Raw genomic sequence first — 14,844 nt, 5'->3', positions numbered from 1 at the left:
CTCAGGCCTCCATCAACAGGCAGGCCTGGGGCGGCAGGTGCACCGCCACGGGTTCACCGACCGCGCGACACGCGCTCAGGCCTTCGTTGTTTTCCCGCAGCATGACTTTGATGTCGTTGTTCAAGCGGCACTGGTAAAGAGTCGCGGTGCCGACATACAGCACTGCCTCGATCACCCCGCGCAAATGATGGGGCTGATCCGCCGTGACCAGTTGCGAACGCTCGGGACGAAACGCCAGTTGCACGCTGCTGCCATTGACGCCTTGGGGCGGGCAGGGGATTTCCACCGGCATGCCGTTGGGCACGAAGAGGTTCTGGTTGTGGTCGCCACGCTTGAGCTGGCCGGGGAGGAAATTGATGTCGCCGATGAACTGGGCGACGAACCGGTGCTGCGGGCGTTCATAGATGTCGGTCGGGGTGCCGATCTGCAGGATCTTGCCGGCGGACATCACCGCAATCCGGTCGGACAGGGTCAGGGCTTCTTCCTGATCGTGGGTGACGAAGATGAAGGTGATCCCGGCTTCCTGCTGCACGCGCTTGAGTTCGACCTGCATTTCCTTGCGCAGCTTCAAATCCAGCGCCGACAGCGGTTCATCGAGCAACAGCACTTTCGGTTTCGGCGCGAGAGCCCGGGCCAGAGCCACGCGCTGCTGCTGGCCGCCGGACAATTCCGCCGGTTTGCGCCCGGCCAGGTGCTCCATTTGCACCAGCGCGAGCATCTCGTCGACCCGTCCGGGGATCGTCTTGCGATCAAGACCCTGCATCTCGAGGCCGAAGGCGATATTCTGCGCGACACTCATGTGCGGAAACAGCGCGTAACTCTGGAACACCGTGTTGACCCGGCGCTTGAACGGCGGCAGGTGATTCACGGTTTCGCCCGCCAGACGGATCTCGCCGTCGCTGACGTGTTCGAATCCGGCGATGGTGCGCAGCAGGGTGGTTTTGCCGCAGCCCGAGGGGCCGAGCAGGGTGAAAAACTCATTGTCGGCGATGTTCACCGAGACATTGTCGAGGGCTGGCGCGAGGCCGGGATCGTCGGAGTACCGTTTGGAGACATTACGCACTTCAATTGCTATTGGTTGACCCATAATGGTGCAATCCTCTAATTATTGTATGCAATATCTGAATGCAATTTAGAAATACCCGGATTAATCTGCTTGTGCAACCCCCATTTCCCTGGCTGAGTCTTTCGCCGGGGCGCGTTGCCAGCATCGAAGGAGCTTTCAAATGACCGAAAAGAAAACGGAAACCACGGTCGACCGCGTCTACCAAGGGGTTTACGAGGCGATCAGCAAGCGTTCGCTGCGTCCGGGAATGAAACTGGGTGAGGCGTCGCTGGCGGAATTGTTCAATGTCAGCCGCACGTCGGTTCGCGCCGCGCTCAAGCAGCTGGAGGCCGACGGTCTGGTCACCACCGAGCCCAATAAAGGTGCGTCGGTGTCACTGCCCAGCGATGAGGAAATCCGTTCGCTGTTCGAAACCCGGCGTCTGATCGAGATCGGCATCGTCACCGAGCTGTGCCGGCGCAAGGACTCCGCCGCGATGCAGGACCTGCGCGAGCATTTGCTGCTGGAAGATGAAGCCCATGCGGCTGGTGACCACGAGCGGCTGATTCACCTGCTCGGCGAGTTCCACCTAAAACTGGCCCGCAGCCTGAACAACCCGGTGCTGCTCGACTGGTTCCAGAAGCTGATTTCCCGCGCTTCGCTGTACGCCGCTGCGCTGGACGACGACAGCCACGAAGCCTGTCGCGATGACGAACACCTGCGGCTGATCGAGTACATCGAGGCCGGTAACCAGAGCGCCGCCATCGAACTGACCTGCATGCATCTGGATGGCATCCAGAAGGCGATTCTCGACGTCGCAGCGAAGCTCAAGACCGGCTACCACCCGCTCAAACACCTGATCGAAGTCTGAGCGTCGGGTAAGGGTGAAATCGGCTATACCTCTAATGAAACCATCGTTGCCCGGTGCGCTCGAAACAGACGGGCGCGACGCTTGACCGCGCAGCGATTGAACCGGATCAACCACAAGGCGTTGAAGCAGCCAATGCAGTTTTTATCCGATAGCCATGGGTGTGACGGCTGGCAAGGCGAGATGGCCGGGCGAATCCGTGCGTTCGACTGGAGCGGCACGGATCTGGGCCCCCTCGAAAGCTGGCCGGCCAGCCTGTGCAACACGGTACAACTGATGCTCGCCTCGCCGTTGCCGATGGTCATGCTCTGGGGCTACGCCGGTTACATGATCTACAACGATGCCTATTCGCGCTTTGCCGGCGGGCGTCATCCATACCTGCTCGGTGTACCGGTGGAGCTGGGCTGGCCGGAAGTCGCCGATTTCAACCGGCATGTGGTCGACACCTGTCTGGCGGGCGGCACCCTGGAATATCGCAACAAGGATCTGGTACTGCTGCGCGACGGCGTGCCCGAGGACGTGTGGCTCGACCTTTATTACAGCCCGGTAGCCAACGATGCCGGGGTTCCGGCAGGCGTGATGGCAATGGTGGTGGAAACCACCGAACTGGTGCTGTCCGAACGCCTGCGCCAGGCCGCCGAAGACGCCTATCGTGCCGACAACGAGCGAGTACGCCTGGCGTTGAATGCCGGGGCATTGCTCGGTTCCTTTGTCTGGGACGTGAGAAACAACGTGCTGTCGGCGGACGAGCGCTTCGCCCGGACCTTTTCCTTCCCCCCGGATCAGGACCTGACCAACCTGCCGCAGCACATTGCCGAAGCACACATTCATTCCGATGACCGCCCCTGGGTGCAGGAGTGCGTCGAAAATTCGGTGCGCACCGGCGAACCCTACAACGCCGAGTACCGGGTGATCCGCGCCGACGGCAGCCATCTGTGGGTGCTGGCCAGCGGCTGTTGCGAGTTCGATGAACGAGGCCAGCCGTACCGTTTCCCTGGCGTACTGATCGACATCCATGAACGCAAGACCGCTGAAGAGTCCCTGCTCAAATTCACCCGCAACCTTGAGCAGCGCGTGGCTGATGAAGTGGAAGCGCGCCTCAACGCCGAAGAGCAATTGCGCCAGTCGCAGAAACTCGAAGCCATTGGCGGCCTCACCGGCGGCGTGGCTCACGACTTCAACAATCTGCTGCAAGTGATCGCCGGCAACCTGCACCTGCTGGCGCGGCACGAGCCGAACAACGCCAACGTGCAACGCCGGGTCAGCGCCTCGCTGGCGGCGGTGGAGCGCGGTGCCAAGCTGTCCTCGCAACTGCTGGCGTTCGCCCGGCGTCAGCCGCTGTCGCCGGCGGTGTGCGATCCACGGCAAATCTTCGAAGGCGTCGGCGAATTGCTGCAACGGGCACTGGGGGAAACCATTCAGATCGATGTGCTACTGCCCGAAGAACCGTGGCACATCAACGTCGATCGCAATCAACTGGAAAACGCCATTCTCAATCTGGCGATCAATGCCCGGGATGCCATGAAAGGCGAGGGCACCATCGTCCTTGGCGCCGCCAACACATCGCTGGACCGGGCGTTCTGTGCCGGCAAGGGCATCGTGCCGGGGGATTTCGTGCGGGTTTCGGTCAGTGACAGCGGCGTCGGCATCGCCCCGCACATGCTGGAGCAGGTCTTCGAACCCTTCTTCACCACCAAGGCCGATGGCCAGGGCACCGGCCTGGGACTGAGCATGGTGTTCGGCTTCGTCAAACAGAGCGGCGGGCATGTCGAGATCGACAGCCAGATCGGCGAGGGCACGCGGGTGCAGTTGTATTTCCCGCGCAGCCTGCGGCCGCTGATCGATGAGACGCCCGGTGTACGTCGACAGCAGGCGGGCGGCAACGAAACGATTCTGGTGGTAGAGGACAACGAAGCGGTGCGCACTTCGGCGGTGGAGCTGTTGCGCGAAGAAGGCTACCGCGTGCTGATCGCCGGGAATGGCGACGCGGCCATGCAAATGCTGCTGGAAGGCGCCCGGGTCGACCTGATCTTCACCGACGTGGTCATGCCCGGGCTGATCAAAAGCTCTGATCTCGCCGCCTGGGCCAAGGTGCAAATGCCGCCGGTGGCCGTGCTGTTCACTTCCGGCCACACCCGCGACATCATCTCGCGCAATCACCAGCTCAGCCCCGACACCCATTTGCTCGGCAAGCCTTACGGCCCCGAAGCGTTGTTGCAGATGATCCGCTCCGTGCTCAGTGCCTGAGCTTCGAATCCCCTGACCAAGGCTGGCCAATGACTTCCAAGCGCAGCTCAAATTCCGCCGCCGGCATGGTTCGCGTGCGCGGCGCCCGTGAACACAACCTGAAGAACGTTGATGTCGACATCCCCCGGGATGCGCTGGTGGTGTTCACCGGCGTGTCCGGGTCGGGCAAGTCGTCGCTGGCGTTTTCGACCTTGTATGCCGAAGCACAGCGGCGCTACTTCGAATCGGTAGCGCCTTACGCGCGTCGGCTGATCGATCAGGTAGGTGTGCCGGACGTTGACTCCATCGACGGTCTGCCACCGGCGGTGGCGCTACAACAGCAACGCGGCACGCCCAGTACACGTTCGTCGGTGGGCAGCGTGACCACGCTGTCGAGCCTGATCCGCATGCTCTATTCCCGTGCCGGCAGTTACCCGGCGGGCCAGCCGATGCTGTACGCCGAGGATTTTTCGCCGAATACGCCACAAGGTGCCTGCCCGGAATGCCACGGGCTCGGCCGGGTCTATGAAGTGACCGAAGCCTTGATGGTGCCCGATCCGGAACTGACCATTCGCCAGCGCGCCGTGGCGTCCTGGCCGTTGGCCTGGCAGGGGCAGAACCTGCGCGACATCCTGGTGACCATGGGCATCGATGTCGATATTCCATGGCGCAAGCTGCCAAAAAAACAGCGCGACTGGATCCTGTTCACTGAAGAAACCCCGACCGTTCCGGTATTTGCCGGGCTGACGCCGGAAGAAACCCGCGTCGCCCTCGAGCGCAAGATGGAACCGAGTTATCAAGGCACGTTCACCGGCGCCCGGCGCTACATCCTGCATACGTTTACCCATTCGCAAAGCGCGCTGATGAAGAAGCGCGTGTCGCAATTCATGCTCGGCAGCCTGTGCCCGTTGTGCGATGGCAAGCGCCTCAAGCGCGAGGCGCTGTCGGTGACGTTTGCCGGTCATGACATCGGCGAGTTGTCGCGGATGCCGCTTCTGCAAGTCGCCGAAGTCTTGAAACCGGTGGCGGACGCGAGCTGGCTGGAACACGCCGATGAAACCGGCGAAACCCTGACCCACAACCAGACCCGCGAAGCCCGACAGCAGCGCGTGGCCCATGGCGCCAGCGGTCACGCCAACGCACCGGACGTGCGCCACACGCCGAACCTGTCGCTGGAAAAACGCCTGGCCGCGCAGCGTATTGCCGAGGACTTGCTGGAGCGAGTCAGCACCCTGACCGATCTCGGCCTCGGTTATCTGGCGCTGGAACGCAGTACGCCGACTCTCTCGTCCGGGGAGTTGCAGCGCCTGCGCCTGGCCACACAATTGGGCTCGCAACTGTTTGGTGTGATTTACGTGCTTGATGAACCCTCCGCCGGTTTGCACCCGGCTGACGGCGAGGCGTTGTTCGAAGCCTTGCAGCGGCTCAAGGCTGACGGCAACAGCGTGTTTGTGGTCGAGCACGATCTGGAAACCATGCGCCGTGCCGACTGGTTGATCGACGTCGGCCCGGCGGCGGGTGAAAAGGGCGGGCAGATTCTCTACAGCGGCCCGCCGCCGGGGCTGGCGACGATCGAGCACTCGCAGACCCGCGCTTACCTGTTCGCCGAACAGCAACGGCCAACCCGCGCCGCGCGCAAACCGTCGGGCTGGCTGAAGCTCGACGATGTCACCCGCAACAACCTGAACAACCTCAGCGTCGAGTTTCCGCTGGGCTGCTTTACCTCGGTGACCGGGGTCTCGGGTTCGGGCAAGTCGAGCCTGGTCAGTCAGGCGCTGTTGGAGCTGGTCGGGGCGCAGCTCGGTCGCAGCAACAATGACGCCGAGCCGGAAGAGCTCAATCTGGAAGACGATACCCCGACTGCAAGCACAGGCCAGGTCAGCGCCGGGCTGGAGTCGATCAAGCGTCTGGTGCAGGTCGATCAGAAGCCTATCGGCCGCACGCCGCGTTCCAATCTGGCGACCTACACCGGGCTGTTCGATAACGTACGCAAGCTGTTCGCCGCCACCCCTCAGGCGCAAGAGGCGGGCTACGACGCCGGGCAGTTTTCCTTCAACGTCGCCAAGGGCCGTTGCCCGACTTGCGAAGGCGAGGGCTTTGTCAGTGTCGAATTGCTGTTTATGCCCAGCGTGTATGCGCCGTGCCCGACCTGCCATGGCGCACGTTACAACCCCGAGACGCTTGCGATTCAGTGGCAGGGGTTGAGCATTGCTCAGGTGCTGCAATTGACCGTGGACGAGGCGGTGACGGTGTTTGCCGAACAACCGGCGATCCGTCGCTCACTGGAAGTGCTGCGCGATATCGGCCTCGGTTACCTGCGGCTCGGGCAACCGGCGACCGAGTTGTCCGGCGGCGAAGCCCAGCGGATCAAACTGGCCACTGAACTGCAGCGCAACCAGCGCGGCGCGACGTTGTACGTGCTGGACGAGCCCACTACCGGGCTGCACCCGCGAGACGTCGACCGCTTGTTGGAACAACTGGATACGCTGGTGTCGGCGGGGCACACGGTGATTGTGGTCGAGCACGAAATGCGCGTGGTGGCGCAGAGCGACTGGGTGATCGACATTGGTCCGGGCGCTGGAGATCAGGGCGGCAGGATTGTTGTGGCCGGTACACCGCAGAAAGTGGCGACGAGCAAGAAAAGCCGGACTGCGCCGTTTCTTGCCCGGGCCTTGAGCCGCTAACTGCGTCGTCAGGGCCCGCGATGGCGGTGTATCAGGCGCCGTCGAGCGTACGGCGCACCTTGTCCAGCAATTCACTGATCTGGAACGGTTTGACCAGCATGTCCATGCCGGCGCCGAGGAACACCTGACGGTTGATCGCGGTTTCCGCGTAGCCGGTCATGAACAGGATCGGCAACCCCTCGCGCCAGCCCCGGGCGACGTCCGCCAGTTCGCGGCCGCTCATGCGCGGCAGGCCGACGTCGGTCAGCAGCAGGTTGATCGACGGATCGTTTTGCAGGCGCTCCAGCGCGGTTTCGATATCGCCGGCCTGGGTGCAGCGGTAACCGGCATCCTCCAGCACTTCAGTGACGAACAGCCGCACCGACGGCATGTCCTCGACAATCAGCACATGCTCGCCGGAACCTTGCGGATCCACCGCAGGTGGCACCAGATCGGCGGCGGTCGGGTCGCTGGTAGCCGGCAGCATGATGGTCACTTCGGTGCCGCGCCGGGCGACGCTGCGAATGTGCGCGTCGCCACCGGACTGACGGGCGAAACCGTAAATCGTCGACAACCCCAGACCGGTGCCCTGGCCCAATGGCTTGGTGGTGAAAAACGGGTCGAACACCTTGTCGATCAGGCTGTGCTCGATGCCGGTACCGTCGTCGCGCACCGACAGCGCCACGTAAGAGCCATCGGTCAGATTCGGGTCGCCATGGGAGTACGCCGCATAGGTGCTGACCCAGATATTGCCGCCCTGGGGCAACGCGTCCCGGGCATTGATCACCAGGTTGAGCACCGCACTTTCCAGCTGGATCGGGTCAACCAGAGCGATGGCCGGTTTGGTGGTCAGCTCAAGCTTGAGGGCGATGCGTTCGCCGATGGTGCGTACCAGCAATTCTTCGAGCGAACGCACATGATCGTTGATGTCCACCGGCCGGGTGTCCAGCGGCTGTTGCCGGGCAAAGGCCAACAGGCGATGGGTGAGTGACGCGGCGCTCATCGCCGAATTCAGTGCGGCGTCGGCGTAGAACTGCACCTTGTCGAGACGGGCATCGGCGACGCGTTTCTGGATCAGTTCCAGGCTGGTGATGATCCCGGTCAGCAGGTTGTTGAAGTCATGGGCGATGCCGCCGGTGAGCTTGCCCAGCGCGTCCATTTTCTGTACTTGCAGCAATTGCGCTTCGGCGCGTACCCGGTCAGCGACTTCCTTGGCCAGTTGCGTGGTGGTGTCGTCCAGTCGCGCCAGGTGCGAGCGTTCGCGGTGGCGGTGTTCGGTGACGTCTTCGACGAACACCAGGCTCAGTTCCGGTGTGCGGTACGGGGAAATCTGCCACTGGGTTTCGCGGATTTCGCCCTGCACGCGCATGTTCAGCGTGCCTTTCCAGCGTTCGCCGTCCACCAGTCGCAGACGCAATTCCTTGAGGATTGCGCCCTGATCTTCGGCGAAGCACTCGTCGAGGATCTGCGCGTCGCGGTTGTCCTGGATCAGTTGGGCAAAAGCGTGGTTGCACTCGTGGACTTTCAGGGTTGCATCGATGACCGCAATCGGCGCCGAAACATTGACGAAGATTTCCCGGAAGCGCGCCTCGCTTTCGCGCAGGGCATTTTCCGTGTCGCGCACTCGCAGCAGGGTGCGCAGGGTTGCCAGCAGTACGTCCGGGTCCACCGGGTGAATCAGGTAGGCGTCGGCCCCGGCGTCGAGGCCGGTGATGATGTCGCCGGTCTGGATCGACGCCGCCGACACATGGATCACCGGGAGCAGGGCGGTGCCGGGGTCGGCGCGCAGTTCGCGGACAATATCGAAGCCGCTCATGTCCGGCAGGTTGACGTCGAGAATCAGCGCATCCAACTCTTCGCTGGCAATCAGCGCCAGACCTTCGCCGCCGGTACCGGCCTCCAGCACTTCGTAGCCGTGGCCCTCCAGGCGCCGGCGCAGGGCGTAGCGGGTGGCGACGTTGTCGTCGACGATCAACAGGCGGATGTCATGTTTCATCGACGTTCTCCAGAGCGATCGCCAACGGGATGATCACAAAAAAGGTCGAGCCGACCCCCGGTGCGCTTTCCACGCCGACTTCGCCGCCCAGCAGCTCCGCAAAACGCTTGCACAGGGATAATCCGAGCCCCGTGCCGCGCAGGCGTTTCTGCAGCGGCGAGTCGACCTGAGAGAAGTCCTCGAACAGGGTGCCGTGCAGCTCGGCGGCGATGCCGATGCCGGTGTCGCTGACGGCGAAACGCACTTTGTCCTGGCCTTCAAGTCGTGCCGAAACCCGGACTTCGCCGCGAGTGGTGAACTTCAGCGAGTTGGAGATGAAATTGCGCAGGATCTGCGCGAGCTTCTTGTCGTCGGTGTACAGGCGCGGCAGGCCGACCGGTTCTTCGAAAATCAGGTCCACCGCCGTGGCGTCGACAATCGGCCGGAACATCCCGCGCAATGCCGCGAACAGGTCGAACATGTCGAACCACGCCGGGGAAATGGTGATGCGCCCGGCCTCGATCTTCGCCAGATCGAGCAGGTCATCGACCATGTCGCTGAGTTCACGGGCGGCGCTGCTGACGAACGCCACCTGCTTGTGTTGCTCCGGGCTGAGCGGGCCGTCGAGTTCGTCGGCCAGCAGGCTGTTGATGCTCAGGATCGAGCCCAGCGGGGTACGGAATTCGTGACTCATGTACGACAGGAAGCGGCTTTTCAGGTCCGAGGCCTGACGCAGTTGTTCGGCCTGGGTGTCGAGTTCGGCGTACAGGGCCAGTACACCCTGATTGGTTTCATCGAGTTCTTCGCGCAGTGCCGCGGTTTCGCTCTGCAACTGGGCGATCAACGCGCTCTGTTCTGCACTGCTCAAAGTCGGGGACTCAGCCATGGGCGGCCTCCAGGGCAACGACCAGCACCGTTACATCGTCGCGACCGCGACAGAAATCGCGGTACAGGACGGTGGCTATCACGGCGGGATGGCGATGCACCAGACCGGGGTAGTCTTGAAGGTTCCAACGGGACTGCAAGCCGTCGCTGTACATGATCAATAGATGTCCACTCACGTGAGCATAGTCAAAGGGCTGGGCTTTCCGGTATTGGCCGCCGACGATCCCCGGGTGCGAGGCCAGTCCACGGGATTTGTCGGCGCTGACGAGGCTGGCGCCGATGTTGCCGATACCGGCGAAGCTCAGGCTGTCGCGCTCGCCATGGAACTGCGCAAACGCCACTGCACCGCCGCGGCTGCCGATCATTTCCCGGTGCAGGTCTTCCATCAGCATTGTCGGGGTCGCGAAGGGATCCAGGGCGAAGGCTTTCTCTCCGGCACGGGCCGCGCGTTCGGCGTCCTCGCCATGGCCCAGACCGTCAACGATCAGCGCGCTGATACTGTTGCGATCCACCGCCAGATGCCAGACATCACCGCATGCCGGGTCGTTGTGCAGTGAGTGCTGGCTGACGCCGTAGCGCAGGTCCGGCGTCTGGTCATTGCGTGGATAAAGGCGTGCGAGCAGCACCGCGCCACGGGCATCGGCATGCACGTCGAAAACCTCGGTCTGCCGCGCCACCGCGCCCAGCCCGATGCCCTGGGTACCGCCGGTGGAAAAGCCATCCATCATGCAGGCCTCCAGATCGAAGCCCTTGGCCCGGTCCACCGCCAGCATCTCGATGCCGAAACCGTTGGCGCGGGGCAGCGCGCGCAGGTGCAACTCGCCGACACCGGCGTGCTTGAGCACGTTGCTCGCCAGTTCCGTGGCCACCAGCGCCACCCGCCCGGCATCGCGTTCATCGAAGCCGTGATACTCGGCGAGCTGCTGCGCCGTGCGCCGTGCATGGCCGATCTGACTGCTGTCTTCGATCAGCAAGACCTGGGTCAACGACCCGCTGATGTTCATGTCCATCGGGTGATCGTTATGCGAGTGCCTTTGCCGGGTGCGGTGTCCAGTTCGAATTCGTCCACCAGCCGCTTGGCGCCGGTCAGGCCCAGGCCCAGACCGCTGCCGGAAGTCCAGCCATCGGTCATCGCCAGTTTGATGTCGGGAATGCCCGGGCCTTCATCGCGGAAGGTCAGGCGCAGGCCGACCTTGTGGTTGTCGTCGAGGATCTGCCAGTCCATGTCGCCACCCCCGCCATACACCATGGTGTTGCGCGCCAGTTCGCTGACGGCGGTCACCAGTTTGGTCAGGTCGATCAGGCGCATGCCGCACTCGGTGGCCAGTTTGCGCGCCAGTTGCCGGGCGAGCACCACGTCCTGTTCGATGTTGATCGGTTGCGTACCGCTGCTGCGCACCGTCATTGCTGGCGTACTCGTTCCTGAAGCAGTTTCATGCCGCGCTCGACATTCAGCGCGGTGCTGACGCCGGGCAGGTTCAGGCCGAGCTCGACCAGGGTGATCGCCACCGCCGGTTGCATGCCCACCAGCATGGTTTCGGCGTCCATGATTTTCGACAGGCCGGAGATGGTGCCGATCATCCGGCCAATGAACGAATCGACCATGTCCAGCGCCGAAATGTCGATCAACACCCCGCGGGCAGAGGTCTTGCTGATGCGCTCGGACAGATCGTCCTGCAGGGTGAGGGCGAGCTGGTCATGCATGTCGACCTGGATGGTCACCAGCAGGAAGTCGCCCATCTGGAGAATCGGGATCCGTTCCATCGCTTAAACCGCTTTGCTGAGGGTGATGCCCAGGCGGGTCAGGGCCAGCTTCAAGGCGTCGGCCAGGTTGGCCTTGGTCACCACGCCTTGCAGGTCGAGGCCCAGGTGGACGATGGTCTGGGCAATCTGCGGACGCACGCCGCTGATGATGCAGTCGGCGCCCATCAGGCGGATCGCGGTGACGGTCTTGAGCAGGTGCTGGGCGACCAGAGTGTCGACGGTCGGCACTCCGGTGATGTCGATGATGGCGATTTCCGAACCGGTGTCGACGATGCGTTGCAGCAGCGATTCCATGACGACCTGAGTGCGTTGCGAGTCGAGGGTGCCGATCATCGGCAGCGCCAGTACGCCGTCCCAGAGCTTGACCACCGGGGTGGACAGCTCCAGCAGTTCTTCCTGCTGACGCTTGATCACCGCTTCACGGGATTTCTGGAAGGTGCGGATGGTGTGCAGGCCGAAGGCGTCGAGCAGTTCGGAGATTTCCCAGAGCTGTTCGGCCAACAGCGCCGGTTGATCCTGGTAATGGTTTTGCAGCAAGGCAAACAGCGGGCCTTTGAGCGAGAAAATGAAACTGGCGGTTTGTTGCGAGTCCTGACCGAGCAGCGCGCGGCTGTGGGAGAGCTTTTCGAGGAACTGGCGAGTGTTTTCCCAGCCCGGCGCGGCAATGTTGGTGCCGTTGTCGTTTTCCAGGCCAGTGACCACCAGTTGCAGGAATTCGCTGGTCTGTTGCTGTATGTCGTGTTCCTTGAGGTTGCGGGTGGCGCCGCTGGCCTGCAATCCGTTGATCCATTCGCCCAGCAGTTGTGTCTGTTTGTTTTTCATCGCATCGAGTGTGCTGTTCTGCAGTGCTGCCATGTGCGTCGTGCTCCATTGCGAATTGGGGGCCGGCTCTTCGGAAAATGACCGGCGCGAAGTGAATGACCCTGGCCGTTCGAAATAGTTGTTCGTTCCTGTGAGGATATTTTTGATCCGGCGCAAGGAATGCCCCGTTAACTCTAGTTGGCGTGGCCGGTGACGCCGATCTTTCGCACCTTTGAATGCCCAATAAAAAGAGGCCGCGTCCAGTGGAGGCGGCCTCTTTGTATGTCTTGTTGTTATTTGGAAGGGTGTTTGGCCTGCAATTCCTTGGCGGCTGCCAAGTGTTTTTCCAGGCCAGGCAACATTTTCTGCGCAAAGCCCTTGAGCTCGGTAGCGCCCTTGACCTGGTCGTCGGTCACGGTGTTGGCTTCTTTCTTGAACAGCTCGATGGCTTCTTCGTGGGCCTTCACCTGGTTGTTGGCGTAGGCAGCGTCGAAGGACTCGTCGCGCATGTCGAGGATCTTCTCCTTGGCCTGTTTCACGAGGGTGGTGGAGTCCGGGACCTTGATGTCGTGGGCCTGGGCAATGGCCGCCAATTCATCGTTGGCCTTGCTGTGGTCGGTGATCATCATGTTGGCGAAATCCTTGATGTCTGCCGACTGGCTCTTTTCCAGGGCCAGGCGGCTGGTTTCGATTTCGGCGATGCCGCCGGCCGCCGCGTTATCGACAAAACTGTTGGAGGTGGCGGCGAAGGCGCTGCCCATACCGGTGCTCAAGGCGATCGCCAGGGCGAGATGACGCAGATTCAATCCGTCCATTGGTGTTTCTCCACGCAGATGTTTTGGGGGTGTTACTCAATGGAGGGAAGCCTGCGGCGTAAGGTTTTATCGTATTTGCCTCAGGGCGACGAACGGCCACCGCTGGTCTGACAGGTGGTCGACAGAAGGGTACAACCAAGGCCATTCTGGTAATGGCTGACGCAATCGGTCGCGTCGGCTGCCGATCAATTGACGGAGGTGTTCCATGCCGGTGACCCATGACCTGTATCAGGACTTGAAGCTTACGAAGGAAGAGATCCAGCAACGACGCACCGAGGATCCACATCTGGACGCACTCATCAACAAGTATTCCCAGGCGGACGCCGAGGTCGTCAAGGCCGAGACGGCAGCCTCGGATGCGCCCAGTGATGACGCACTGAAGAAACTCAAAGAGAAACGCTTGCAGGTCAAAGACAAGATCGTCGAGCAATTGCAGGCTCGAACCTGACCGTCAGTCGCGCCATCGACTTTCGGGGCTGGCACGACTGGAACGACAGCCACGACCGGCACCTCGAATGTACAGAGTCTTCACTTAGCGACTCTTTGCGAGGTGCCTTATGAAAGATCCCAAATTTCCTAGTGAAGAGCAGGGCGCATTCGACCCGGTTCCCACCCATCCCGAGCCCAACAGTCCAGCACATACCGTCCGCCATCCGGAAGAAAAGCGGAAGGACGACGAGGTGCCGGAGGATGAAGATCCGGACAAGTTCGATCGGTCCAGCAACTGACCGTCCGCCATCGCTGGCAAATCGATACGGTATTCACTTCAAGGCTGCATCCAACGGCATCCGCGCCATGTGCGTAGCCTTCAACGAGCCGAAATACAACCAGTCGCCATACTCGCGTGCCGTAGTAATCGGCGAGTAATTGCCGTCGCTCGCATCCTGTAAATTCGCGATGACCTTGCCGTCCAGATCCAGCCCCAGCACGAACCCGCGTTTCTCCACCGGTTTGGGCACGACGGTCATCGCCCGGACGATCATCTTGCGCACGAACGGATGCCCGGCGGTGCCATCGAGCAGCGGATTGCGCGGCGTGTACAGCGCCACCCAGAAACGGTCCCGGCCATTGAAGGCGAGGTTGTCCGGCAGCCCCGGCAGGTTGTCGATGAACAGGTCATGGGTGCCGGCCTTCGGCCCGGTCAGCCAGTAGCGGCTGATGCGATAGGCGCCGGTTTCATTGACCAGCACATAGGCGTCTTCCGGGCCGAGGGTCACGCCATTGGCGAACTCCAGCTTGTCGAGCAGGACGCTGGTCTTGCCGGTCTGGAAGTCATAGCGCAGCAGACGCCCGTCACCGCCATGTTCGATGATCGCCTCGCCGTCATGACCGTAACCCCAGCGACTGCTGGCATCGCTGAAGTAGGCGTAATGCCCGGACTTGTCGATGGCCACGTCATCGGTGAAACCGAACTTCAGGCCATTGGCTTCAGTGGTCAGCGCGGTCAGTCGCCCTTGAGCATCCAGGGACAGCAAGCCCTTGACCCCGTCGGCAATCACCAGCAAACCGTTGGGGTGTCGCGCCAGGCCCAGTGGCCGCCCGCCGGTATCGGCAAGTACCTGGCGCTGCTGGCCGTCGAGGCTGGTGCGCAACAGGCGCCCGTCATGCAGGCCGGTGATCAGAAAGTCCTCTTCCAGCAGCAGCGCCTCAGGGCCTTCGATATTGCCCGGGCCGACCTGCTTCGCGCTTTTGAGGCGCTGGTTGTCCGCGTAGATTCCTTCAGTCAATGAGGGGGCTGCTTGCGGCTTCCACGCCACAGGCTCGACTTTGGTCGGCATCAGCAACAGGAAGGCCAGAATCAA

The 14,844-nt window shown here is 62.2% G+C and carries 14 protein-coding genes; 5 read left to right on the top strand and 9 right to left on the bottom strand.

Annotation, left to right across the window (positions count from 1 at the left end):
• Position 1 precedes the first annotated feature (1 nt).
• Positions 2–1,087, bottom strand: coding sequence for an ABC transporter ATP-binding protein (locus AC07NR_RS08540; protein ID WP_265814265.1), 1,086 nt, complete (start codon positions 1,085–1,087; stop codon positions 2–4).
• A 139-nt stretch (positions 1,088–1,226) separates the two neighbouring features.
• On the opposite strand from AC07NR_RS08540, the gene AC07NR_RS08535 reads away from it, so the two are divergent.
• From AC07NR_RS08535 to AC07NR_RS08525, 3 genes are all read left to right on the top strand, one after another.
• On the top strand, positions 1,227–1,916 hold the full coding sequence (locus AC07NR_RS08535) for a GntR family transcriptional regulator (protein WP_085710119.1): 690 nt from the start codon (positions 1,227–1,229) through the stop codon (positions 1,914–1,916).
• Positions 1,917–2,048: 132 nt separating this feature from the next.
• Positions 2,049–4,160: a hybrid sensor histidine kinase/response regulator gene (locus AC07NR_RS08530; RefSeq protein WP_495078338.1), complete on the top strand. Its 2,112-nt coding sequence runs from the start codon at positions 2,049–2,051 to the stop codon at positions 4,158–4,160.
• Between the two features lie 29 nt (positions 4,161–4,189).
• Positions 4,190–6,823 carry an excinuclease ABC subunit UvrA gene (locus AC07NR_RS08525; protein ID WP_495078337.1) on the top strand — a complete coding sequence of 878 codons (2,634 nt, stop codon included), beginning with the start codon at positions 4,190–4,192 and terminating at the stop codon, positions 6,821–6,823.
• Between the two features lie 31 nt (positions 6,824–6,854).
• Here AC07NR_RS08525 and AC07NR_RS08520 read toward each other — a convergent pair whose 3' ends face one another.
• From AC07NR_RS08520 to AC07NR_RS08490, 7 genes are all read right to left on the bottom strand, one after another.
• Complete coding sequence (locus tag AC07NR_RS08520; protein ID WP_495078336.1) at positions 6,855–8,798, bottom strand: PAS domain-containing hybrid sensor histidine kinase/response regulator; 1,944 nt, start codon at positions 8,796–8,798, stop codon at positions 6,855–6,857.
• Complete coding sequence (locus tag AC07NR_RS08515; protein ID WP_495078335.1) at positions 8,788–9,663, bottom strand: sensor histidine kinase; 876 nt, start codon at positions 9,661–9,663, stop codon at positions 8,788–8,790. Before AC07NR_RS08515 ends, AC07NR_RS08520 begins: the two co-directional genes overlap by 11 nt.
• Positions 9,656–10,666: an ATP-binding protein gene (locus AC07NR_RS08510; protein WP_495078472.1), complete on the bottom strand. Its 1,011-nt coding sequence runs from the start codon at positions 10,664–10,666 to the stop codon at positions 9,656–9,658. The genes AC07NR_RS08515 and AC07NR_RS08510 overlap by 8 nt, the downstream gene beginning before the upstream one ends.
• Positions 10,663–11,067 (bottom strand): anti-sigma regulatory factor, encoded by a 405-nt coding sequence (locus AC07NR_RS08505; protein WP_085710114.1) that lies wholly within the window; start codon positions 11,065–11,067, stop codon positions 10,663–10,665. The genes AC07NR_RS08510 and AC07NR_RS08505 overlap by 4 nt, the downstream gene beginning before the upstream one ends.
• Positions 11,064–11,426 carry an STAS domain-containing protein gene (locus AC07NR_RS08500; protein WP_007959463.1) on the bottom strand — a complete coding sequence of 121 codons (363 nt, stop codon included), beginning with the start codon at positions 11,424–11,426 and terminating at the stop codon, positions 11,064–11,066. The genes AC07NR_RS08505 and AC07NR_RS08500 overlap by 4 nt, the downstream gene beginning before the upstream one ends.
• 3 nt (positions 11,427–11,429) lie before the next feature.
• The gene (locus AC07NR_RS08495; RefSeq protein WP_495078334.1) at positions 11,430–12,281 is read right to left on the bottom strand and encodes an STAS domain-containing protein; all 852 of its coding nucleotides are present in this window, start codon (positions 12,279–12,281) and stop codon (positions 11,430–11,432) included.
• Between the two features lie 239 nt (positions 12,282–12,520).
• Entirely contained in the window at positions 12,521–13,042 is a 522-nt protein-coding gene (locus AC07NR_RS08490; RefSeq protein ID WP_305832747.1) for a DUF4142 domain-containing protein, read from the bottom strand.
• A gap of 205 nt (positions 13,043–13,247) precedes the next feature.
• Between AC07NR_RS08490 and AC07NR_RS08485 the strand changes: the two genes are divergently transcribed.
• Entirely contained in the window at positions 13,248–13,490 is a 243-nt protein-coding gene (locus tag AC07NR_RS08485) for an HP1242/YdcH family protein (RefSeq protein WP_085710111.1), read from the top strand.
• Between the two features lie 109 nt (positions 13,491–13,599).
• Positions 13,600–13,770 (top strand): hypothetical protein, encoded by a 171-nt coding sequence (locus AC07NR_RS08480; protein ID WP_167443776.1) that lies wholly within the window; start codon positions 13,600–13,602, stop codon positions 13,768–13,770.
• 33 nt (positions 13,771–13,803) lie between these two features.
• Here the strand turns inward: AC07NR_RS08480 and AC07NR_RS08475 are convergent, their stop codons facing one another.
• Positions 13,804–14,820 (bottom strand): SMP-30/gluconolactonase/LRE family protein, encoded by a 1,017-nt coding sequence (locus AC07NR_RS08475; RefSeq protein ID WP_495078471.1) that lies wholly within the window; start codon positions 14,818–14,820, stop codon positions 13,804–13,806.
• Between the last annotated feature and the right edge of the window lie 24 nt (positions 14,821–14,844).

The organism is Pseudomonas sp. GW821-FHT09C09, from assembly GCF_059418105.1.
Note: the sequence above shows the minus strand (reverse complement) of the source record. Positions and strands in the feature narration are given on the sequence as shown.